Genomic DNA, 23,389 nt, shown 5'->3' on the forward strand with positions numbered 1-23,389 from the left:
CACTCTAGGGGATGAAATCGCTAGAAGATAGCTGGGAAGTTGCCTGTGGATAATTACACCGCTGTGGTTCTCAAAAGCGGCCTGTGAGCCAGTTCATCCACAGGCTTGGAACTGCGGTTGGACACAGCTGTGGATACCTCCGCGGTAGGCTCCCGGTTTGACTGTGGGTGCCTTTTTGCCCTAACGTTGTGAAGTCCTTTGTGTCCGCTTTTGAGATCAGTTGTAACTCCGTACGTTCACCGTGCGGGAGGCAACGGCGGCAGGCACATACAAAACTTAGCGTCGGCCAGTTCTTCCCCTTTTTTGATCGGGTGGGCGCACCTTTGATCCACTGGAGTAACTAACGTGAGCAAGCGGACTTTTCAGCCGAATAACCGCCGTCGGGCCAAGAAGCACGGCTTCCGCCTTCGTATGCGCACCCGTGCCGGCCGTGCCATCCTGGCTGCCCGTCGCGGCAAGGGCCGCGTCGAACTGTCGGCGTAAATAACTGACTTGTCGGTCAGGGTCTTTTTGCGGGTTCGACGGTGCTAGCCACCCCTAACCGTCTGCGGACGTCTACCGACTTTTCAACAACTGTACGTTCCGGCGTCCGCAATGGACGCCGGAACTTAGTGTTATATACGGCCTCTATCGAGGCCGGGGAGCCGAGTCGAATCGGCTTCATTGTCTCCAAAGCCGTCGGGAACGCCGTGACCAGGAACCTCGTTAAGAGGAGACTGAGAGAAGCAGGCGCACTGTCCTTGCACACGCACGGAACGGGTCTGGCGGTAGTAGTCCGGGCGCTGCCCGCAGCTGCAACAGCCAGCTGGGAGCAGTTGCTCTCGGACTACAACGCCGCACTGGCAGTGACGACGAAGCGATTGGGTGGCTCAGCTCCACGCAACGCTTCGACCGAACACAACGGCACCACAACGGAAGGGACACCGCGTGCATGACATAAGCACCGCCGTCGTTCCTTCCTCAAGCGACCCCTCCGGGAAGGTTCCGCATCGGAGCCTTCCGGCGGTGGTAGGCACGTTCCTCTGGGAGCTGCCCCGCAACATCCTCATTCTCTTACTGAAGGCGTACCGTAAGGTCGTCTCGCCCCTGTACGGCCAGGTTTGCCGTTTCTTCCCCTCCTGCTCGGCCTACGCCTTGGAAGCAGTGACGGTGCATGGCGCCGTGAAGGGTACTTGGCTCGCAGCCACAAGGCTCGCCAAATGTCACCCCTGGAACGCTGGTGGAGTGGACCATGTCCCCGCCGGCCATCGTCATTGGCCTGAAGGCCGGACGCCCACAATTGTTGTACTGAACAATCCGGACCAGTTCCTGGCTGCTCAGGCTGATGAAGAAGGCCGCTCGGCGGCCTAACGAATAGGGATATCGTATGGACTTCTTTGAAACAATCATGTTTCCGTTCAAGTGGCTGGTGTCAATCATCATGGTTGGCTTCCACGAGGGACTGAGCTTCATTGGCCTGCCCGCCGCGAACGGCTGGACGTGGACTTTGTCCATCATTGGCCTCGTGTTGGTGATCCGTGCCGCCCTGATTCCTGTATTCGTCAAGCAGATCAAAGCGCAGCGCGGCATGCAGCTGCTGCAGCCGGACCTGAAGAAGCTTCAGACCAAGTACAAGGGCAAGACCGATCAGCTGTCCCGCCAGGCCATGGCGCAGGAACAGATGGCGCTGTACAAGAAGCACGGCACCAACCCGTTCTCGGCTTGTTTGCCGATGCTGATCCAGATGCCGTTCTTCTTTGCACTGTTCCAGGTGTTGTCGGGCATCACCGCCGCCCGAAACAGCGGCAAGGGCATCGGCGCCATGAGTGCCGACCAAGTTGTCCAGTTTGATGAGTCCAGCATCTTTGGTGCACCGCTGTCCGCTTCACTGCTTCACGGCGGTGCCGGTGGCAACGAAGTTGCAGTATGGATCCTTTCCATCGTGATGATCGTTGCCATGACGGCCTCGCAGTTCATCACGCAGAAGCAGATCATGGCCAAGAACATGTCCGAAGAGGCCATGGCCAGCCCGTTCATGCGCCAGCAGAAGATGATGCTCTACATCCTGCCGCTCGTGTTCGGTATCGGTGGCATCAACTTCCCGATCGGTGTCCTCATCTACTGGACCACCACCAACCTCTGGACCATGGGCCAGCAGTTCTTCGTTATTCGCCGTATGCCTACGCCGGGATCCCCCGCAGCGAAGGCGCTGGAAGAGCGCCGTGCCGCAAAGGGCCTGCCCCCGCTGCTGGGTGGAAAGAAGAACACCGCCGCGGACGCAGCCGCTGAAGCCGAAGCTGCCGCTGCGGCAGCAGCCGAAATCAGGGCCCAGCGCGTCCAGCCACAACGCAAGAACAGGAAGAAGAAGTAATGTCTGCCGAGAGCACCGAAGAAGCAATGACCGCTGTGACTGAAGACCAAGAGGACTCGCAGGAAGAGACGCAGTCCAAGACGGCCAGCCGTCTGGAGGAGGAAGGCGACATCGCCGCCGACTACCTCGAAGAACTCCTGGATATCGCCGACATCGACGGCGACATCGACATTGAGGTCCGGAACGGACGCACATATATCTCCATCGGCGCTGATGAAGAGTCAGCAGCGTTGGACAGCCTAGTGGGGCGCGATGGAGAAGTCCTGGAAGCCCTGCAGGAACTTGCCCGTCTTTCAGTCCTTTCCGCCACCGAAAGCCGTTCACGCCTTGTTCTGGACATCAATGGATACCGCAAGGAACGCGCCGGCGTGCTTCAGCAGATCGCCGAAGATGCTGTGGCCAAGGTCAAAGCTGATGGCGGCACAGTTGCCCTTGAGCCGATGAGTGCTTACGAGCGCAAGATCGTCCACGACGCCGTTGCTGACCTCGGATTCGTCTCCGAGTCTGAGGGCGAAGGCGCTGGCCGCCACATCGTCGTTTCGGCTGACTAGCAGCTCATGGTTGAAATCACGGCAGCTGAACTGGAAGCGGCAGAGAAAATCTTTGGGGAGCGTTTGGATCTTGCCAAGCGCTATGTTGAGCACCTGGCTACGTCGGGGACGGAACGCGGGCTGATAGGCCCCCGCGAGATTCCGCGCCTTTGGAGCCGTCACGTCCTGAACTGTGCAGTTATTGAGTCCGCCATTGCCATGGACAGCCATGTTGCCGACGTCGGATCCGGCGCGGGCCTTCCGGGCCTTTGCCTGGCAATTGCACGTCCGGATCTCGAGCTGACCTTGATTGAGCCGTTGGAGCGTCGTGTTATCTGGCTCCAGGAGGTTGTTGATGACCTCGGCTTGGATAACGTCACCATCATGAGGACCCGGGCTGAGCTCGCAGTCGGAATGGTGGATGCTGACGTCGTGACAGCACGCGCCGTTTCTGCTCTTTCCAACCTGGCTGGTCTTACCATCCCTCTCCTGAATGGTCATGGCGAAGTGGTGGCCATCAAGGGGCGCAGCGCCGCGGAAGAGATTGAGAAGGCAAAGAAGGTCATCCGCAAACTCGGCGGCATTGAGACGTCAGTTGTGGTTTGTGGACAGGAGCTTTTGGAGGAACCCACCACCGTGGTGAGGATCATCGTCAACAAGCCCGGAAAGACGGCGTAGGTCCCGCTCGGTTTCCCGCGTGTCGGCGGTCGAGCGGTTAGGCTAGAGAACGGCAGCAAGCGCCGAATGAGAGTGAGAGTGTGACCAGTGGGTAGTAGTGAAACCTCCACGCAGCGAATTCCCCCGTTTATGTCTTTGGGGTCCGCGCGGGCCATGGCTACACCCTCTGCATCTCTTCAGTCCGCAATAGTGCGTACTGATTCGGTTGATAATGCTGCCGTTTCACGTGAAACCGTCTCAGATGGAGTGCGTAACGTCATGGATTCCATTGATGATTCCAGTCCCATCGCGCGCCAGTTGGCTAACGAAACCCGACGCCGCGAACGGCTGATCGGCCGGGAACTGCCTAAGCCTGACAAAACCCGCATCTTCACGGTTTCCAATCAAAAGGGCGGCGTGGGCAAGACCACCACTACCGTGAACATTGCTGCCGCCTTGGCGTCTGCCGGTCTCAACGTGTTGGTCATCGACATCGACCCCCAGGGCAACGCCTCTACAGCTTTGGGTATTGAGCACCACGCTGACGTAGACAGCATCTACGATGTGCTCATCAACGATCTTCCGCTCAAGGAAGTTGTAGCTCCGTGTCCTGACATACCCAACCTGATCTGCGCGCCCGCCACCATTCACTTGGCCGGCGCCGAGATTGAGCTTGTTTCACTTGTTGCCCGCGAGCAGCGACTTCGCCGTGCCATTGACGTGTACGCCAAGGAGCGGGAGAACAATGGAGAGGGCCGGCTGGACTTCATCTTCATCGACTGCCCTCCCAGCCTGGGGCTGCTGACAGTCAACGCGTTCTGCGCCGCCAGTGAGGTGCTGATTCCTATCCAGTGCGAGTACTACGCCTTGGAAGGCCTGAGTCAATTGCTGAAGAACATCGAGATGATTCAGAAGCACTTGAATGCTGACCTCGTTGTCTCCACCATTCTCCTCACTATGTACGACGGCCGGACGAACCTGGCGGCTCAGGTTGCTTCCGAGGTTCGCCAGCACTTCCCTGAGCAGGTTCTGGGTGCCGTAGTTCCGCGGTCGGTACGCATCTCGGAAGCTCCGAGCTACCAGCAGACAGTCATGACGTACGATCCTTCTTCGAGCGGCGCGCTCTCCTACATGGAAGCCGCCGCCGAAATAGCCGAACGCTAGAATTCTTGAAACACTGCAACAGCTTGGGCCGGTCCGTGCTCGGCTATTCCATCGGAGGGATGAATCAATGAGCGAAAAGCGAAGGGGCCTCGGCAGGGGTCTTGGGGCTCTCATTCCTAGCTCGGCCGCGGCCCAAGGGAACGGTGCTGCACCGTCCCGTCCCGTGGATCTATTTTTTCCTGAGGCCCGGAAAGCCGAGGAGCCTACGCCGGTGGAGCCCGTACTCGAGGAACCGGGTGCTGGTGCTGCCAAACCAACTGCTGCGAAGTCACCTGCCAAGGCTTCGGCGACGAAGTCCTCCAGCACCAAGACATCGGCGTCTGCAGGGTCGGGTTCGAAGCCCGCGGCTTCGCGGACTGCCGCAGCTGGCAAGACAGCTTCAGACGTAGCAGGTCCAACGGCGGCGGCGGCAGCGACTTCCTCTCCGGCGTCGAAGTCCCAACCGGACGTGGAGCTTGTGGAAGTCCCTGGAGCCCGGTTCGCTGAAATCCCCGTCGGCGACATCCACCCTAACCGCAAACAGCCTCGTTCGGTCTTCGATGAAGACGACATGGCGGAGCTGGTTCACTCCGTGCGCGAAATCGGAGTCCTCCAGCCAATTGTCGTACGAACTTCAACCGAAAAGGGTGGGGAACCGTATGAATTGGTCATGGGCGAACGTCGCTGGCGTGCAGTGCAGGCTGCGGGGCTCGAAACGATCCCGGCAATTGTTCGTGATACCACCGACGATGACCTTCTCCGCGATGCGCTCCTGGAGAACCTGCACCGTAGCCAGCTGAATCCCTTGGAAGAAGCAGCCGCCTATCAGCAACTTCTGGAAGACTTCGGAACTACGCATGAGCAGCTGGCCGACCGGATTGGTCGTTCGCGCCCGCAGGTGTCCAACACCCTGCGTCTGCTCAAGCTTCCGCCGTTGGTTCAGCGGCGTGTCGCCGCGGGCGTCTTGTCCGCGGGACATGCACGGGCCTTGCTTGCGCTCCCTGATGCTGCTGCTATGGAACGAATGGCACAGAAGATCGTGGCCGAGGGCATGTCAGTACGAGCAACTGAGGAGTCTGTTGCTCTCTACCAAGACCCCACGACGCCGGCAAAGACCAGCATCCCGAAGCCCAATGCCCGACACGAACGTTTGGACTATTTGGCATCATCGCTTTCGGACCGCCTGGACACAAACGTGAAGATTACGTTGGGTGCACGCAAGGGACGTGTCAGTATTGAGTTCGCTAGCGTTGAGGATCTCAACCGGATTATGGATGTCTTGGGCCCTGGAGCTGAGGACTAGAACCAACCTTCCAAAAACGGGGCTCACATGTGATGGGGGCCCCGTTTTTGTTGAATTCACCGTCGGCGGCCGAGTTCCATTTATGTGAACCAGGTCGATGTCCCTGACTTTGCGGTGTTTCACGTGAAACGAACTATCTACCGCTGCTAAGAGTCGGTAAGCCACCCGAAGGAGCAAGGTTGCCCGCAGGTACGATAGTCCGCGACCTTGGCAGTTGAGAGATACTGGGATGCCTGCACGTGAGCTTAGCTGGTCCCTTGAGTCTAAATGCCCCTGTCTCAGGACGAAGGAGGAGCCAGAGCACATTACGTCGAGGTTCCTCGAATATTGGCTGTGCCATTGCGGTCCTGTGATTCCATTATTAGCCGGGAGATCTCGACCTGAAACTCAGGTTTGTGGCCACCGTTTCCTCATAGGTCAATATTTGTGAGGGCGTCTACGTCGCGACTACTCCTTCACCCATACAGTTGTCTCGAAAGACCGATCGCGTCGACCAGTTGGCACCATATGCCTAAGGAGACTGAAAGGAGGGTCGACCATCCTTCTGCACGATGGAGGAGATAGCTGGAACGACGTGGAATTGAGTTTCACGTGAAACATGCTGGCTGTGCCGTCACTGCGCGAACTTACGCGTTCAAATGGGAAACCTAGGTCGTTATTGCCAATCTAGGCACCCCATTTGGCGGAAAATAGCTTGGCAGGAACAACTCAGTATCTAAATGATCTGGACTTGAGAGCGCACGGAAGCCGGTGGCTTGCAGATTTAAAGACGTTTCACGTGAAACACGCTGCTGCTGGGTTGACCCGGAGGACAGTGTGTACGACGCTGTTATCGAAGCGAGCTAAGTGTATGTGCGCTCCCCTGTACATGCCCGACAGTCGCGGCTCCCGACAGAGTCATCTATTCGAGCTCGTTCTACCATCGAAGCACGAAATGGTTGAAGCCGTTTCACGTGAAACAGCGGTGGTTGTTGTTGTCCCAGCGCTTCAGCCTGCTTCGCCCTGCCTAGGACCCATCGGATGCCCCTTGGGCCTGGTCTAAGCGGAGCGCGGTTTCATTGGCTCTGAATCATTGCGAACCTTCTCCTAGTCTTCTTCAGAGGGCGTGGTTCATGGAAAAGCATGGGCCGGTACGTCAAGCAATCTTTGCTGGCGCCATCAGAATGACCTTCTCTGGGCACGGGTTCTATTTCTTAGGTCGTTGAGTATGAGGAGCGCAGTTTATGTGTCGGACCCCAGATCAGTCGGACCATAGAAGAGGACTGCGTCCTGGAGTCAGCCTGCTTTTCATCGGCCCTTCCTCGAGAGAGACCTTTACCTACGGCTATTCAGTCCTCGCAGGAAGCGTCATGCCACGGCAACAACTGTTTAGCCTTACGTCGGTTAGGGTGCGTCCTAGACGACTGCTCACGGAGGCTGCATGGCGCCTTTGGACACCAACACTCCCCCGGACCCTTCAAGGTCCTGCTAGTGGGGTAGGCTGTCGGTCCCCTCAATGCACGGTAGCGGGGCATCTGAGGAGTTCACCAACCTAGTGCCAAGCTTCCCTGTGAGAGCACTTCCGTGGAGGAATACGCTTGGTCTAGGCACAGGCTTGCTCTTCGGTGCTATGCACGATGTGCCCATTGATAGTTGGTCGCCGCCGCCCTGGTCCTGGTATCGGGCTGTCGTCGCGCTTCTGGAGTGAACCGAGGCACTGGAACTGCAGAGCGCCTTCTGGGTACCCGTGTGGGTAGCGGCCTGCATTCTCTAGCGCGCTCGGACTGGGCTGTTCCATTACGGAAGGTGAGCTGTGCTTGAGTATAGATAAGTGGTCTCGAGTGAGCTCCGAAACGCGGTGGACCGATGCCACCAGGACCATATCGATCCGCTGGAGGGGTGCGACAAGGCAGGACAAACTGCTGCGCCCTTCCGCGTTCTTTATCAAGAGTGCTGTCAATCTCACCGTGTGGCCGCCATTGGGGACCGTGATCCAAAGGCGTCCGGGAACGACGACAAATAGCAGGGACCCTTGTAGCAGACCCGTCACTACTCTCCTAGCAGCAGTGATGTTGCCCACGATTGGTCTGATGTTGGTATGGGGACTATTGTCCCGGAGTGCTTCACGGCGGTTCGCTCGTGCGCTGGTCGTGTGACTGGAAACTCGTCCTGCCAACAGAAGCGGGGTCGCACGTTTCACGTGAAACAGCATGCCGCTGACTGCCTTCCCGACCTCGATGCGTACCGCAACACGAATTGGAGTCGGTGGATAAGTCAGTGGATATCCCTGTGGAAAACTCTGGGGATAACTTTGTGGGTAAGTATGGACTCTTGCCGAACCCCTCCAACTTAGTGAAGGACCGAGTCGCAATTGCTTCGGTTCGTTGGTGGTGAATGATCCACACTAGAGCGGCAAGTAGCGGCCTTCGGAGCTAAGTGACCTCAGTTTGCGCAATTTGCCCGATTTGCTGTGATTTTCCCGCCTCGTAGTCTGCTCAGGAGCGACTGAACGCTGCAATTCCAGTGCCCGGTGGTCCAGCAAGTGCGAAAGCTGCCCGGCCTTGGAACGGGCGGATATGCGGGCGGCCCAGCGACCAAATGGGTGTAAGCTCATGAGCGGTGGATAAGCCTGTGGATAACGATGTGCATAACTCGGTGGATAACGATACATAGCTCGCCCGATATAATCCGTCTATACGAAAGCTCAAGTGCCAGGGTGGGCTGAATCGCCGTCCTCATAGGACCTGCTTGGATCACACATGTTGTCCCTTCCCGATGATTCGCTTCCAACATTGGTGGTCGTTTGCAGAAGACACGGCCTAGGCGGATTCTCTATCTTGACCCTCAGCGACGGAGCCGCAGCGCACTGTGTCAATTCATCGGATGTATCTCTACATGAAGAGCTTGCTAAGGAACTGGTGCGGTGGTTCTAGGTCGTTGCCAAGTCTGCCCTAGATAGGTGGCGTGGCCCCGACAGTTCGCATTTATGCGGTAGCTATTGTTCCCGGAATGTCCGGTTAGCGACAACATGAAAAGGTCTGGACTGCTGGACTCCGAGTGTCCCATCATCCACACCCTGGGACACGTCCCGCTCATTCTCTGAGGTCTCCCGCGCCGAGGCGATAGTAGGGGGGCGGGTCGAACTGTTTCACGTGAAACATGTCCTCGTCCCCTCCAATGGTGTTTCACGTGAAACAATCGCGATTTGCCTTCAATCTTCGGCGGGAGCCGAGTTGGCTACGGGTTCACGCGTTGAGTGGAGTGGTGAGACCGTGCTGCGTGCGCCCTCGTGTTCAGGCCGTTGCTCGGTCGACCCTTCTGATGCTGCGGCGATGCTCAAGTTCGCATTCTCAAGGTGTATCCTGGCTGGAATTTGGGCTGGACCAATGAGGACCCCGTGTATGCCAGCATAGCTTCTTGAGAGACCGGATACTTTCACCCAGAACGCAACAAGGCTGAGCCTTGGGTCGTGCAGTACTGGGTTTCGGTGGTTCCACTTGAGCTTGTTCAAATGGCCGATGTTATAGAGTCGGGCCAAGAACTTCGGTAGCCTAGCCAATGCCAGATGAAGCGCAACTATAAAGTAGCGGCCGAAGTTACGGCTTCCCTTGTCTTGTTTCACGTGAAACACTTCCACTGCTACGAGCGCGGTAGCCTGCCGTGTCACTGCCTTCAACGTCGCTGTCACGTCCTGACCTTGCGGTGATCCAAGGTTAGTTGGGGATACGTTTAGGGTCTGCCCAAAGCGCGGGGGTGTCTTTCGAAGAGTATGAACCTGAAGGCAATTCTGACGTAGTGACCTCACTGCCAGCTGGCCTCGCTGGCTGTGTGGTGATTGTCTAACCGTGATGCTGTCTCCCAGAAGCGGGTTCACAAGCAAATGTCGCGCCACCATGGATGTTGTGAACGGCTTTTCCACCTAATCCTGTTCGGATAGCGCTGGTTCGATGAATTAGCTTGAAAGGTTGACGATCGTTCTCGTTGGCGCGCTACTGGGTTGATGGTTCCGCACGGGGACCTGACCCGCAGGGATGCGTGGCTGAGGATGGCCGCGCGTTCCAGGACTATAGCCAAGATGGTCCCATCTCCCCATTTCGGTCGAAGACCTTGCATGCGCTGTCGCCTCGCCGACGTCCAGAACCGAGCCTGTCAGCCTACGGAAGGCCACTAAGGAACATCACCCTGCAGTTACCGATCTCCCATTCTCAGCTCTGCCTCCTAAACGTCTCTAGGCGGTAGCCGCGGCGGCTCATCGCTTAGAGGCCCCAGTACCGCCCGCGCCGTCTTCCACAGCCCTGACGCCCAGGAGGCCCACTCAAAGCCATCATGCGCACTGGCCCCGTATAGGATTCAGAGATCTGGTCCATGGAATTGCTGCGTGCTCTTCCAATCGTGACCCCTACGCCACCATTTCGCCATCCACTGCCGTCAGCCAGCGTTTCTATGCTCTCAGCGATTGACAGCCAGCCCCTACATGAATCTGCGACACTTGCCGCCTGGTCGGAGTGCAGAGTAGCGGTGTTCGTGAGAGCGCACTGACCTGAGCTCAAGCGAATCGCTAGTTCGTGGTTGTTGTTTGCAGCAGCGACTACGTGTGACTAGAGCTTTCCGAAACCAAGAAACGTTTGCCTTCAATTCTCTCCTGATGTTTCACGTGAAACAGGGTAAGAAGCAATGCCTCTGAGACCGAAGAATTCAGTGTTTAGTTCGCGATCCCCTCCGTTTCACGTGAAACAAGACGGGAGACGGGCTGGGTCAGTTCGAGCAAGCTCAACGAGTCAGACTGAGCTTCGGCGCGTTCCAAGAACTCGACGAGCAACAGCACGAGGTAGGAGGACGCGCAAAAGGAACTCGAATTGAATTCACTCCGCAGCGTGGTCGCGGAAGCAACCCTGGCGAGTCGAACCAGCCGCTAGCTGTACCAATTCTTTCGAGCGAGCGCAGCTGAGAATCCGGGAACTGAGTAGAAAAGTTAGGTTGTCGGCCCGACTGCTTCCCAAAGGCCAATAAGGGATACGCTGTTGAATCGCCTTGGCGGGCCCGCGAGTCCAGCCGACCCGGATCGCCTTACCGGAGTTGCAGACGGACGGGACCTGGTGGGACGGATAGGCCACCAAAGCACGTGGGAGGTGAGAGAGGGTGGGGCCCAAGGGTGTGGGAGGTGAGAGAGGGTGGGGCCCAAGGGTGTGGGAGGTGGGAGAGCGTCCAACTTCTCCCTACCCCGGTTAGGGAGAAGCGATCTGGCTGGAAGTGTAAACACTCGATCCAGTTGAGCGCAAAATAGCCAAGAAAGTGAACCAAAAGGGTTCATTTTTGAAATGGGCAGCAAAAAACCGGCGGTTCCAACCCCTTAGGAGCTGCAACCGCCGGCCTTATAAGAAACTAGATCAGCTGAAGCCTAGGACAGGACGTCCGCAAATTCCTTTTCGAAGAACTGCTTCGGCTTGGCACCGATGACAGTGCTCTTCACTTCTCCCCCACTGAACAGGTAGACGGCCGGGATGGACGTGATGCCATATTCGGCGGCGATCGCGGGGTTGTCGTCGACGTTGAGCTTTACTACGTCAACCTTCTCGCTGTACTCAACGGAGATCTCGTCGAGGATGGGACCGAGCTTGCGGCAGGGGCCGCACCACTCTGCCCAGAAGTCCACGATGACCGGCTTCTCGGAAGCCAATACATCCGTGCTGAAGCTTGCGTCAGTTACGTCTTTTGCGTTGCTCATAACTTTTCCCTTCGTATGGTTGCTTGGATGCAGTCTAGGAGTGCAGGTCTGCGAGGTAGTGCTCTACGTCAAGGGCAGCCACACAACCGGAGCCCGAAGCCGTGATGGCCTGGCGGTACGTGGGGTCAATGACATCGCCCGCGGCGAAGACACCCTTGATGTTGGTCCGGGAGCTACGGCCTTCTACGGCAATGGTTCCCTCGGGGGTCAGATCAACCTTGCCCTTGATGAGATCCGTGCGGGGGTCGTTGCCGATGGCTACGAACACGCCGGTGACTGCGAGTTCGGACTCAGTGCCGTCCACCAGGTTCTTCAGCTTCAGGCCGGTGACCTTGTCTTCACCAAGAACATCTTCAACGGCGGTGTTCCAGACGAAGTTGATCTTCTCGTGAGCCTGGGCACGGTCGCCCATGATCTTTGAAGCCTTGAGGGTGTCGCGGCGGTGGACAACTGTAACGGACTTAGCGAACTTGGTGAGGAACAGTGCTTCCTCCATGGCGGAGTCGCCACCACCGATAACGGCGATGTCCTGGTCCTTGAAGAAGAAACCGTCGCAGGTTGCACACCAGCTAACACCGTGGCCGGACAGTCGCTTTTCGTTGGCCAGTCCGAGCTCGCGATATGCCGAACCTGTGGACAGGATGATGGCCTTCGCCTGGAAGGTCTCCCCCGTTCCGATGGTCACAGTCTTGATGTCGCCGTCGAGCTCCAGCGCGGTGACATCCTCGAACTGGATCTCGGTGCCGAAACGAGCGGCCTGCTTCTCGAAGTTCTCCATCAGGTCCGGGCCCATGATGCCCTCCGGGAAACCCGGGTAGTTTTCCACGTCCGTGGTGTTCATCAGTTCGCCACCAGCAGTGACCGAACCGGCAATGAGCAGAGGCTTCATGTTGGCACGGGCGGTGTAAACGGCGGCTGTGTAGCCGGCAGGGCCTGAACCTACGATGATGACGTCACGCACCTGCGATGCGCTGTTTTCTGCAATGCTCACGTGGCGTGAACCTCTTCCTTAGTCGATGCTGCGGCTTTCGGGGCAGCCACCTGACTCAACCCCTGTTGCTTTCCAAATATTCCGTTGGAGTTGGGGACCCTAAAAGCCACCATCATTCAGGGTACCGTCTGAAGGCATGCCGAATCTAAGCGGTGACGCGAATGTAGGTAGCAGAAGAGGCCGTTCTGACGAGTCAAAACGGCCTCTTCTGCTACCTAGTTGGGTTTGGCTACTGGACCGTGACCTCGGCCAGACGCAATCCGAATCCAAATCGTGTCTTCGGCGCAGCCAGCTTCGGGAGTGCGCTGATGACCACGATGACGTACTCGGTCTGCGTCGGTGCTGCAAGCGGCATGGTCAATTCCGGGGAAGTGAAGCTGTTGGTGCCCACCAGTTTTGCGCCGTCCATCGCAGGACGATCGTTGGTGTAGACACTGATGCTGCCGCCGGAGCCACCCAACTGATTCAGCACTACTGACTTGACCTCGGTGGGTTCCTTGAGCTTAACCACAAGGGGCATGTCTTCGAAGAGCCCACCCCAGTTTGCCGAGGCGAATTCCATGTCCGACCAGTAACTTGCAGCGTTGCCGTCAAAGGCCTTGGCAAGGTCCTTGTCATAGGTGGCGGCGAAGGGGAAATCGCCGAGGCGCGTGATGCCTTCGATTTCCGGCGGTGTGGCCGGGGCCGGAGCTTCAGTGGGCGAAGGCTCCTCGGTTTCGGCGGCGGAAGATTGAGGAGCAGGCGTGCTTTGCGTCGCGGCAGGTGCGCCGCTTGGCAGGAGGCTGCCCAGATTGGTCACCGCAAGGATGAGTCCGACCACCAAGACAGCTGCGAGAAGGCCGCCTACAAGCCAACGCAGGGAACGTGGTTCCTTCTCAGGGGCATCGTCTTCGTAAACGTCCTCGTCCACGTAATCGTCCGTAATTGCTGACGTCGCCGGGAAGCTGCTTGGGGCGCGATCGTAGCCGGAATCGGTACCACGGCTTATGCCACCGGATCCACCAGTAGCTGCACCGGCGCCGGAGCCGCTAAAGCCGTAGTCCTCTTCGGACCAGAGGGAAACCTTTGGCTCCGCGGCAGGCTCGCGGCTGGCTGGCGGCGACGAAACTGGCGAACTCGAAACGGGCTGAGATGAAACGGCCTGGGTGGGCGGCGGCGATGCAACAGCAGGTGACGCTCCGCCCTTGGAACCGGCGCCAGCAGATCCAGCATTGCCAGCGCCAGCCTCGGCGGAACCAGTCGCGGCAGCACCGGCGTCGTTATTCTTGGAACCCGCATGCTTGAGCGCTGCAGCGGCGGCAACCCCCGCTGCTCCGGCGCCGGCAGCGGCCGCAGCCAGCTTCCCCGCGATCCCGCTCTTTGGCGAAGAGGGGCTGGACGAAGGCATAGGCGGTACGTGCGGGGCGGTGCGTGCAGGCGCAGCTGGCTCAGACTCACCGTCGGCCTCGGAAGGGATGGGGTAGCCATTTTCGTCGTACTGGATGTACTCGGCGTCGTGCTCATCATCCTCGTACAGGCCGTCATAAGTTTCAGGCTCATAAGTGCGCGGCTGGCCGAAGATCTCGCTTCCGAGTGTCTCCGTGAAGAACGGCTCAATGTACGGCGGGTTAGTGGCGACCACAAGGTCCAACAGATCCGGGGCGGTGCTGTGGTTGGTGATCAGGTATGTGGTGTTTTCACTGATGCCCAAGTCCAGGATCTGAACGTGGCCGGGCCTCTCCCCGGTGGCTACTTCGCGGGCGCTTTGAGCAACCTGCTCGGCATTTCCAGGACCGGCAACAAGGATGCTCACGGGACGGTTGAGGACCTGGTCCACGCCGTCGAGCACCTGATCTTGGTCATGCGAGGTCAATACATTGGCCGTGACCTTGTAGCGGCCGCCAAGTACTGATCCGACGTCGATCGGGTGGGACACGTGTTCCTCCTAGGCTGTCCGGGAGCTGCGGTCCTGCACATGGCTCCCCCGGCGAGCCGGTTGAGCCGCTTTTGCAACTACCTATATTCGTTTCTAGCCTAGCGGATTGAGGCCCGCCGCCCATGTTGGCGCCACCGGCTTACTTCCTGTGGCTGCCCTTAGCGGGGAAGTACGGATTCTGCCCGGTGTCACCCTGGTAGGTGCGCCGACCCGGTAGGGGGACCTGCGGACGGAACTTGCCGCCGCGTGCCGTGCTGGGCGTGTCTTCCTCGGGTAGGTAGGTCTTGGGTGCGTCCGGGGAGTCCTCAGTAGCGGGTTCGGTAGTCCGACGCGGAGCCAACGCCGGACCGGCCCTGAAGGAGGCGGCGTCGAACTCACCGGAGATGCGCGGAATCAAACCGGTATCGTCCGAAACCGTGGCGCGTGCCGGCGTCGTGGGTTCCGGTGCTGCGCCGGTAACCGGTGCCTGTACGCCCCTACCCAGGCGACCCATCAACGGACGCAGGAGGTCGCGTAGTTCGGTGACGTGGAAGACGCGAAGAAGGACCAAATACGCGAGCAGCATGACCGGCCCGACGACGACGACCGTCACCAGGGCGGCCGGGCGGCTGCTCCATGCGAAACCGTCGGCGCGGTAGCTACCCAGAAGCCACAAGGCCCCAGCTCCGGCAAGCGCAGATCCCAGGCCCGCGTAGCCCATGCGGATGTACGAATTGGCGATGCGGGGACCGTCGAGGTGGCCCAGCAAGCGGCGCAGGAACACGACGCTGATCACCACGGAGAGGATATTGCCCAGCGTGTAAAGGATAGCGATCGCGTAGATGATCTGGCCGACTGGCAGGAACTGGATGAAGAACGCGCCCACCACATAGATAACGGCCAGCCACAACTGGACATACAGGGGGGTACGGGCGTCCTCGTTGGCGTAGAACACGCGGGACATCATGAAGTTCGCGCTCAGGAAGGGCGTGCTGAGGGCAAGGATGGTGAGCGTTTGGGCCAGCATGACACCGTCCTGCGGTTCGCCGCCGGAGAAGAACATGCCCAGCGGACCAGCCAGGGCGAAAAGCGCCAAAGCACCGAAAACCGTAGCGACCGCCATGGTGCGGAGACCGTGGGAAAGGGCGTCGCGCAGTTCGTCTTTATTGCCGTCCTGCGACGCGCGCGTCATGCGGTTGAAGAGCACCGTGGCCAAGGACAAAGCGATGATCGAGTGCGGCAGCAGGTACAGCTGGCTCGCGACTTCCAGAACAGCGTTGCCGGGCAGGACGGCAGCAGCAGCCCTGTCCCCTGCATTGTCCAACCTGAGGCGCTCGGCTCCAGGAATGGTGGCGATCCTCATGACGTAGAGGAAGGCCAGCTGGCCGACGGCGGCCGTCGCCAGCGTCCAGACGCTCAGCCTGGCTGCTTGGCCCAGTCCAACGCCGCGCCAGCCGAATCGAGGCCGGAGCCCAAGGCGCAAACGGAAGACAGGAATCAGCAGGATGGCAGTCTGTGCCACCACGCCAAAAGTAGAGAAACCGGCAATCAGGAGCGTCTGGGTGGGTCCCCAATTGTCCAAAGTGTGGGGGTTGTAGACGTTCTCGCCAAGAATCCAGATGAACATCCCCAGGCCGGCGATAGCCACCAGGTTATTGAGGATGGGGGCCCACATGGCAGGGCCGAACGCTCCGTGGGCGTTTAGCACCTGAGTGAGGAGGGCGTAGAGCCCATAGAAGAAGATCTGAGGCAGACACCAGAAAGCGAAAGTGACTGCCAAAGCTTTCTGTTGCTCGGAGTAGCCCTGGGTGGTGAGGTCGATGACCAAGGGCGCCGCTAGTGTCACCAACGCCGTCAGCGCCAGAAGCACCAGGACTGCCAGGGTCAGCAGCCGGCTGATGTAGTCCGCGCCCCGGTCCGGGGCCTTGCTGGCCTTGATGATCTGAGGGACGAGGACGGCATTGAACACGCCGCCGGCCACCAGCAGGAAAATCAGGTTCGGCAGGTTGTTCGCGTTAATAAACGTGTCATTGATGGTGGAGCCCAGACCGAGGGCGGCACCAAGCATCCACGTTTTGGCGAAGCCAAGGAACCGGGAAACCAGCGTTCCTGCTGCCATGATGGCGCTGGAACGTGCTTCTCCGGATTGAACGGACTGGGTTGTTTTGGCTTCAGACATCGCCTTTATCGTCCCATGTACCCGGGTCAGAGGTGTTCGGGCAGCACTTCCCGTGCCAAATCAGCGATGCGGCGTTCATTCGGGAAGGACAATTTTCGGGCCAGTTCCTGGATGGGGACCCATGCTGCGTCAACAGCCTCCTGGTCCGGATCATTCTCGATGGTCAGCTCGCCGCCCGTTGCCCGGAGCAGAAAATGGTGCACGGTCTTGTGGACCCGGTGGCCGCTCACGGTGAACCAGTAGTCGATGCTGCCCAGGGGGGCAAGGATGCTGCCTTCGATGCCGGTTTCCTCGGCGATCTCACGGACAGCGGCTTCCTCGTTGTTCTCGCGGCCTTCCGGATGGCCCTTCGGGAGGCACCACTCAAGCCGGCCACCCCTATTAAGGCGGGCGATAATCGCAACCCGGAGTTCGCCGTCGGACGTGTCCACTACAACGCCACCGGCTGACACTTCCTCCACAGTGGGAAGTGAGGCCTGCACCGGGTGCTGCTGGGCAGGCGCGACGTGCGCGCCGATTGCCGACGGCAACGGTGCGTTCGTCCTCCTGCCAGGAGCGCTCGGGATCGGGTTGGCCATGAGGTCCACTCTAACGACTCTTGCCCTCGAGTGATGACCGGGACATGGCCACAAGATGGACTGCAGGAGATGGTCCGTGGACGCATGCCTGATTTCGCATGGAACAGTGGCCCAATGCTGAGTAAAAATCTGCCAAGCTTAAGGGACTATGGCGCACGTATTGGACAGCTCTTCAGTTAACTTCACCATCGATCCGGTGGTGCTCGACCTCGGGCAGCGCTTTGTCGATGCCGGCTTCGAGCTGTCCCTGGTGGGTGGACCCGTGCGCGACCTCTTCTTGGGGAGGACATCCCCCGACCTCGACTTCACCACCGACGCCACGCCGGACCAGACCATCTCGGTCATCAAGAAGTGGGCGGACAACTTCTGGGAAATCGGGCGCGCCTTCGGCACCATCGGTATGAAGAAGAATGGCTTCCAGATCGAGATCACCACGTATCGCGCGGAGGCTTACGACCCCGATTCGCGAAAGCCGGTGGTGGCGTTCGGCAACTCCCTGACCGATGACCTGCTGCGCCGCGACTTCACCATCAACGCCATGGCGCTGCGGCTGCCAAGCCTGGAACTTGTGGATCCGTTCGGCGGTGTCCGCGATCTCCATGCGTCGGAACTCGCCACACCAGGCGCCCCCGAGGCCTCTTTCTCCGACGATCCACTGCGCATGATGCGCGCCGCCCGGTTCGCTTCCCAGCTGGGGGTGTCGGTTCACGACGACGTTCGGCTCGCCATGTCGCAGATGGCCGACCGCATCAAGATCATTTCCGCTGAGCGGGTCAGGGAAGAGCTGGTCAAGCTCATTAACGGAGCGCACCCGCGGGTAGGCATCGATCTCCTGGTGGACACTGGGCTCGCTGAGTTCGTGCTCCCTGAGGTTTCCGCCCTGCGCCTCGAAGCCGACGAACACCACCGGCACAAGGACGTGTACCAGCACTCGCTGCAGGTCCTTGAGCAGGCTGCCGCACTGGAAACAGGACCTGACGGCCCCGTGCCCGGCCCCGATTTTGTGCTGCGGTTCGCGGCATTGATGCACGACGTCGGCAAGCCGGCTACGCGCCGCTTTGAACCGGGCGGCGCGGTGAGCTTCCGCCACCACGACGTTGTGGGTTCCAAACTGACAGCCAAGCGGATGAAGGCGTTGCGCTTCGACAATGAGTCCATCAAAGCGGTTTCCCGCCTGGTCGAATTGCACATGCGTTTCTACGGTTACGGCGATGCCGGCTGGAGCGACTCCGCAGTCCGCCGTTACGTGACCGACGCCGGTCCCCTCCTGGAACGCCTGCACCGGCTCACCCGATCCGACGTCACTACGCGTAACCAGCGCAAGGCCGACCGTTTGTCCTTCGCCTACGATGACCTTGAGCATCGTATTGCGGCCCTTATGGAGCAGGAGTCTTTGGCGGCCGTTCGGCCTGACCTTGATGGAGCGCAGATCATGGCGCTTTTGGGACTGAAGCCCGGCCCCGTGGTGGGGCGGGCTTACAAGTTCCTTTTGGAGGAGCGGATGGAACATGGACCACTTTCCCCCGAGGAAGCCGAGCGGAAACTCCTGGCATGGTGGGAAGCGCAACCCGAGTCCGCCGTCGTCGAGCCTTTGACCGAAACTGAGGAGTCCTAATTGAACGCTGCCATTTCCCCGCGTCCGCAACTCTGGATACTTCGACACGGCGAGACCGAATGGTCCAAGAGCGGTCAGTACACCGGTCTGACGGACCTTCCCCTCACTGTTGAGGGTGAGCAGCAGGCCGTAGAAGCCCGCAAGGTGCTGGAAAGTATCGACTTCGACCTCGTCCTGACCTCGCCACTCCGCCGCGCCCGCCGCACGGCAGAACTCGCGGGCTACCCGGAGGCCGTCCATGAGCCGCTGGCTGTCGAGTGGAACTACGGCGACTACGAAGGCATCAGCTCAGACCTGATCCGCAAGGACAACCCGGACTACCTCATCTGGACCGATGGCGTACCCAACGGGGAAACCCTGGATGAAGTTGCTGCCCGGGCGGACAAAATCATTGGACGCGTCCTGGAATCCGGAATGGACAACGTCCTGATAGTGGCCCACGGTCATTTCTCCAGGATCCTGACCGCCCGCTGGCTGGAAATGGATGCCCGCGAAGGCCGGCACTTCATCCTGGGAACGGCGAAGGTCTGCACCCTCGGTTGGGATAAACGAACGCCTGCAATTGTGCGTTGGGGACTCTAAAACACGAATTTAGAAAAAACTTTTGGTGAAATAGCTAATTTCGCTGGTCAAACTCCTTCTTGATGAGGTAGCTTATATCTTGTTCCCAGAGCGACCCGCCGGGAACAAGGCGCGCATTCTCCGGTTCAGTCAGCCGGGACAATGCCACAGCAGGCTGCTTATCAGCCAGAAAAGGAGGTTGGGAAAAATGATTACTTTGACTAGCGGACGGAAGTTGACCGTCACTGCTACCCCGGCCTCTGCTGATGATCGACGCCATTTTTGCTCTCTGACCCACTCCTGAACTACCGGACCGGCTAGTCGCCGGCGGTGTTCCTGGCGGCCTTCCTTTCTTTGGATGGCTGAGTAGTCAGTTGTAGGCGCGGACCCACGCAGCATGCCGCGGGTGCGCAGTTTCCCCATAGTTCGGAACCAGCTTCTTGTTGGGTCGACTGCCGGAAGCACGCGCTATTGCACGACGATTGGGGCTTTCCCGATTCGGTCCGCAAATCCACTTTATTAGCCTCGGCTATTTATGCCTATTTGGGCCTTGATTTCATTTGAACTCACAGGGCTCTAATTGTTGTGCCTAAATTCCGATTATTTCTTTTACGAAAGGAGGTGAACCATGCGAAAACGCCCCGAAGACATGCGCTTCTACAAGAGCACCGATGCTCCCAAGGACCGCACGCTGTTCAACGGCCAGCTGCTGGACCAGCGCCGTGAAGACGTCTACGTTGTCCTGCACCAGATGGGACTCATCCGCTGATTCCCTCCAGCCAGGCAGAAGGAGTTCAGGTGCCACAGATTCATGCTGAACCTCAAGGAGCCCACGCGGCTACGCGTGGGCTCCTCCCCTTTAACCCGGTTTAACCCCGTGAACCTCCAACCGCGTGAACCCCGCAGGACTGTAAGCTCGATCGCATGCAGGAGACGAGGCCTCGTCGGCTACCAAAACGTGCCCGCTTAGTGGTTCCAAGCCGCAGCGATGCCCTGCTTCGTAACTTCACGGAACTCGTGGGCGGCCCCCTGGGCAAACACTCCTCGCCCGGGAAGATTTCGCCTGCCCCGTTCACTGTGGAACGGGTACTGATAATCCTCACTGTTGTGGCTGCACTGCTCGCCGTACTCGCAAAGGATTACTGCCGCGTCCGCGGTTGGGAGACTCCGGGCCAGTTCTATGCGACCTGCTATTCCGACTTCCCTGAGCTCTTCCGGAACCGCGGTCTCGGTGAGGGCATATTTCCCTTCTTCACCCAGGGCAGCCTGTTCGAGTATCCAGTGCTCATGGGCATCATCGCCGGTGTGACAGCGTTTCTGGTCCCTGGCCAGGGTATGGGGAACGAACGGATCCTCGGCTACTTCGACATCAACGCGACACTAATAGTCGCGGTTTGGATCGTTTCCGTCCTCCTGACTGCAAGAATCAATAGGCGCCGCCCTTGGGACGCCGCCATGGTGGCCGTAGCGCCGGGGATCATTCTGGCCGGATTCATCAACTGGGACATGTGGGCTGTGGGGCTGCTGGCCTTGGGGATGTACTTTTTCTCCAGGGACAAGCTGATCCTGTCGGGCCTGGTCATCGGGCTGGGAGCGGCCACCAAGCTGTACCCGGTACTTATCCTCGGTGCCGTGCTGTTACTGAGCCTGCGGACCGGCAAGCTACGGGCCTTCTTCATCACCGCTGGTGCGGCCGTAGCATCCTGGTTAGCGGTGAATTTGCCCATCGCAGCGATGAACCCCTCGGGCTGGCGATATTTCTTCGAGTTCAGCCGGGATCGCCCTGCCGGATACAGCTCACCTTGGTTCGCTTACAACCTGGTGGCGGACAGGGTTCGGTGGGCGCAAGTGGATGGCGCAGCCACTAACACGCTGGCCCTGTACCTGTTCGTCCTCGCATGCGTGCTTATTGGTGCTCTGGCCTTGTGTGCTCCACGGCGACCCCGTCTGGCCCAACTGCTGTTCCTGATAGTTGCCGCATTCGTCCTGACTAACAAGGTCTACTCGCCCCAGTTCGTCATCTGGCTCATCCCGCTCCTGGCTCTGGCCCGGCCCCGCTGGCGAGACTTCCTGATCTGGCAAGCTGCCGAGGGGCTGCACTGGGCCGCCGTGTGGATGTACCTGGGCCAAACGACCAGCGGCGGTTCCGTCCAGCACAACATTGATATGTCCTACTACGTGTTGGCCGTGGGACTGCATATGGTCGCAACTGCATATCTCATGGTGAGGGTGGTCATTGATATCTGGGATCCAGCCCAGGATCCCTTACGCGCGCATGGCCAGGATGATCCCCATGGCGGCCCGTTCGACGACGCCCGGGATTGGCTACGGCTCGACGTTATCCGTCCGTCCCGGTCAGTGCTGCCATGGCGTCCCCGGGCTACGGTGGAGACTACCGATTCCAAAGCACCCCAGCATATGGAGGTAAACAGCGATGGTTGATGTCGCCGTCGTCGGCGCTGGCCCCAACGGTCTGGCCGCCGCAGTTGTTATGGCCCGTGCAGGCCTGAGTGTCCATCTCTACGAAGCAGCTGATGCGATCGGTGGGGGGTCCCGGACCAGCGAGTTGATTGAACCCGGCTACCTTTACGACGTCTGTTCCGCAGTGCATCCGATGGCGGTGGCTTCGCCCTTCTTCCGCGCCTTCGAGTTGTCGCAGCGCGTGGACCTAAGGGTGCCGGAGGTGCAGCACGGCACGCCATTGGACATCGGAGGGGCCGCCCTTGCATACCAGTCGCTGGATCGGACGGTGCAGGAGCTGGGTGTCGATGGCCCCGCCTACCGTCGGTTACTTGAACCCTTGCTGGAGCGGGTGGACGGGGTGGTGGACTTTACGTCCAACCAACTCCTGCGCATTCCGAAGGATCCTTTGGCCGCGGCTAGGTTTGGGCTGGCGACGTTGGATCAGGGGACTCCGATTTGGATGCGCCGATTCCGGGAAGAAGCCGCTCCTGCGCTACTGACGGGTGTAATGTCGCATGCCCTCGGCTCGCAGCCGTCCCTTAGCTCAACGGGTGCCGGGCTGTTGCTTAGCATTCTGGCCCACGCGGGCGGTTGGGTAATACCGGTGGGTGGCTCCATGTCCATTGCACGGGCCATGGCTGACGATCTCACTGCGCACGGCGGGATCATCCATGTGGGCGAACGCGTGGGTTCGCTGGATCAGGTCCGGCCGGCGAAGGCCATCCTGCTGGATGTTGCCCCGCCAACTCTGGCGCGCTTGGGTGGCTCGGAAGTTCCCGAGCGGTACCGTCGCGCACTTGAAGCATTCCGCTTCGGGAATGCAGCGTGCAAGGTGGACTTCATCCTGTCCGGCCCTGTTCCTTGGCGTGATTCCGGATTGGCGAAGGCAGGGACTGTCCACGTTGGCGGTTCACGGCGGGCAATGGCAGAGTCCGAGAACCTGGTGGACATGGGCAAACATCCAACGGAACCCTATGTCCTGGTGTCCCAGCCATCCGTGGTGGATTCGACGCGGGCTCCGGAGGGTCGCCACGTTTTATGGTCTTATTGCCACGTCCCCGCCAACTCCAAGGTGGACATGGCCGAAGCTGTCACAGCGCGCATCGAGCGGTACGCACCAGGCTTCCGGGATGTTGTGGTGGCGTCAAAGACCACGACGGCGGCGGAACTGTCCGCGTACAACGAGAACTATGTTGGTGGTGACTTCAGTGCAGGACTGTTGGACCTGCGTGGTCTGGTGCAACGGCCGGTTGTGTCCAACGTGCCTTGGCGAACGCCAATGGAGGGCGTGTATCTGTGTTCCTCGTCAACGCCGCCTGGTCCGGGGGTTACGGGAATGCCCGGGTACCACGCGGCAAGGTATGCCCTGAAGGACATATTCAAGATGCGAGTACCCGGGCTGGGCGTCGGACTGTAGCGGC

At 59.5% G+C, this 23,389-nt stretch carries 18 protein-coding genes; 13 read left to right on the forward strand and 5 right to left on the reverse strand.

Annotated features, from left to right (window positions below; translation table 11 throughout):
• The first annotated feature begins 345 nt into the window (after nt 1-345).
• The 8 genes from rpmH (at nt 346) to ACIQTW_RS16260 (ending at nt 5,983) form a co-directional block, all read left to right on the forward strand.
• Nucleotides 346-483 carry a 50S ribosomal protein L34 gene (rpmH, locus tag ACIQTW_RS16225; protein WP_011776797.1) on the forward strand — a complete coding sequence of 46 codons (138 nt, stop codon included), beginning with the start codon at nt 346-348 and terminating at the stop codon, nt 481-483.
• A 41-nt stretch (nt 484-524) separates the two neighbouring features.
• Nucleotides 525-935 carry a ribonuclease P protein component gene (rnpA, locus tag ACIQTW_RS16230; RefSeq protein ID WP_091464267.1) on the forward strand — a complete coding sequence of 137 codons (411 nt, stop codon included), beginning with the start codon at nt 525-527 and terminating at the stop codon, nt 933-935.
• On the forward strand, nt 865-1,350 hold the full coding sequence (gene yidD, locus ACIQTW_RS16235) for a membrane protein insertion efficiency factor YidD (RefSeq protein ID WP_402938809.1): 486 nt from the start codon (nt 865-867) through the stop codon (nt 1,348-1,350). Before rnpA ends, yidD begins: the two co-directional genes overlap by 71 nt.
• 16 nt (nt 1,351-1,366) lie before the next feature.
• Nucleotides 1,367-2,350, forward strand: coding sequence for a membrane protein insertase YidC (gene yidC / locus ACIQTW_RS16240; protein ID WP_402938812.1), 984 nt, complete (start codon nt 1,367-1,369; stop codon nt 2,348-2,350).
• Nucleotides 2,350-2,901, forward strand: a complete 552-nt coding sequence (locus ACIQTW_RS16245; protein WP_017199746.1) for a R3H domain-containing nucleic acid-binding protein — start codon at nt 2,350-2,352, stop codon at nt 2,899-2,901. The genes yidC and ACIQTW_RS16245 overlap by 1 nt, the downstream gene beginning before the upstream one ends.
• A gap of 6 nt (nt 2,902-2,907) precedes the next feature.
• Nucleotides 2,908-3,558, forward strand: coding sequence for a 16S rRNA (guanine(527)-N(7))-methyltransferase RsmG (rsmG, locus tag ACIQTW_RS16250; protein ID WP_402938815.1), 651 nt, complete (start codon nt 2,908-2,910; stop codon nt 3,556-3,558).
• Between the two features lie 87 nt (nt 3,559-3,645).
• A complete protein-coding gene (locus tag ACIQTW_RS16255; RefSeq protein WP_402938817.1) occupies nt 3,646-4,701 on the forward strand; it encodes a ParA family protein in 1,056 nt (351 codons plus the stop codon).
• 67 nt (nt 4,702-4,768) lie between these two features.
• A complete protein-coding gene (locus tag ACIQTW_RS16260) occupies nt 4,769-5,983 on the forward strand; it encodes a ParB/RepB/Spo0J family partition protein (RefSeq protein ID WP_402938819.1) in 1,215 nt (404 codons plus the stop codon).
• 5,377 nt (nt 5,984-11,360) lie between these two features.
• Here the strand turns inward: ACIQTW_RS16260 and trxA are convergent.
• The 5 genes from trxA to ACIQTW_RS16285 form a co-directional block, all read right to left on the reverse strand.
• Nucleotides 11,361-11,687, reverse strand: coding sequence for a thioredoxin (gene trxA / locus ACIQTW_RS16265; protein WP_014923339.1), 327 nt, complete (start codon nt 11,685-11,687; stop codon nt 11,361-11,363).
• A gap of 34 nt (nt 11,688-11,721) precedes the next feature.
• Nucleotides 11,722-12,678: a thioredoxin-disulfide reductase gene (trxB, locus tag ACIQTW_RS16270; protein WP_402938822.1), complete on the reverse strand. Its 957-nt coding sequence runs from the start codon at nt 12,676-12,678 to the stop codon at nt 11,722-11,724.
• A 229-nt stretch (nt 12,679-12,907) separates the two neighbouring features.
• Nucleotides 12,908-14,593, reverse strand: a complete 1,686-nt coding sequence (locus tag ACIQTW_RS16275) for an ABC transporter substrate-binding protein (protein ID WP_402938825.1) — start codon at nt 14,591-14,593, stop codon at nt 12,908-12,910.
• Between the two features lie 139 nt (nt 14,594-14,732).
• Entirely contained in the window at nt 14,733-16,751 is a 2,019-nt protein-coding gene (gene murJ, locus ACIQTW_RS16280) for a murein biosynthesis integral membrane protein MurJ (protein ID WP_402938828.1), read from the reverse strand.
• A 26-nt stretch (nt 16,752-16,777) separates the two neighbouring features.
• Nucleotides 16,778-17,281: an NUDIX hydrolase gene (locus ACIQTW_RS16285; RefSeq protein ID WP_026005276.1), complete on the reverse strand. Its 504-nt coding sequence runs from the start codon at nt 17,279-17,281 to the stop codon at nt 16,778-16,780.
• Between the two features lie 196 nt (nt 17,282-17,477).
• Between ACIQTW_RS16285 and ACIQTW_RS16290 the strand changes: the two genes are divergently transcribed.
• From ACIQTW_RS16290 to ACIQTW_RS16310, 5 genes are all read left to right on the forward strand, one after another.
• Nucleotides 17,478-18,944 carry a CCA tRNA nucleotidyltransferase gene (locus ACIQTW_RS16290; RefSeq protein ID WP_402938831.1) on the forward strand — a complete coding sequence of 489 codons (1,467 nt, stop codon included), beginning with the start codon at nt 17,478-17,480 and terminating at the stop codon, nt 18,942-18,944.
• Entirely contained in the window at nt 18,945-19,526 is a 582-nt protein-coding gene (locus tag ACIQTW_RS16295; protein ID WP_017197241.1) for a histidine phosphatase family protein, read from the forward strand. It begins immediately after the preceding gene.
• Between the two features lie 607 nt (nt 19,527-20,133).
• The gene (locus ACIQTW_RS16300; protein ID WP_017197242.1) at nt 20,134-20,274 is read left to right on the forward strand and encodes a hypothetical protein; all 141 of its coding nucleotides are present in this window, start codon (nt 20,134-20,136) and stop codon (nt 20,272-20,274) included.
• Nucleotides 20,275-20,429: 155 nt separating this feature from the next.
• Nucleotides 20,430-21,947 (forward strand): glycosyltransferase family 87 protein, encoded by a 1,518-nt coding sequence (locus ACIQTW_RS16305; protein WP_402938836.1) that lies wholly within the window; start codon nt 20,430-20,432, stop codon nt 21,945-21,947.
• Nucleotides 21,940-23,385: a phytoene desaturase family protein gene (locus tag ACIQTW_RS16310; RefSeq protein ID WP_402938838.1), complete on the forward strand. Its 1,446-nt coding sequence runs from the start codon at nt 21,940-21,942 to the stop codon at nt 23,383-23,385. The genes ACIQTW_RS16305 and ACIQTW_RS16310 overlap by 8 nt, the downstream gene beginning before the upstream one ends.
• The last annotated feature ends 4 nt before the right edge of the window (nt 23,386-23,389 follow it).

This window comes from Paenarthrobacter sp. NPDC090517, assembly GCF_044769165.1.
Classification (GTDB): Bacteria; Actinomycetota; Actinomycetes; order Actinomycetales; family Micrococcaceae; genus Arthrobacter.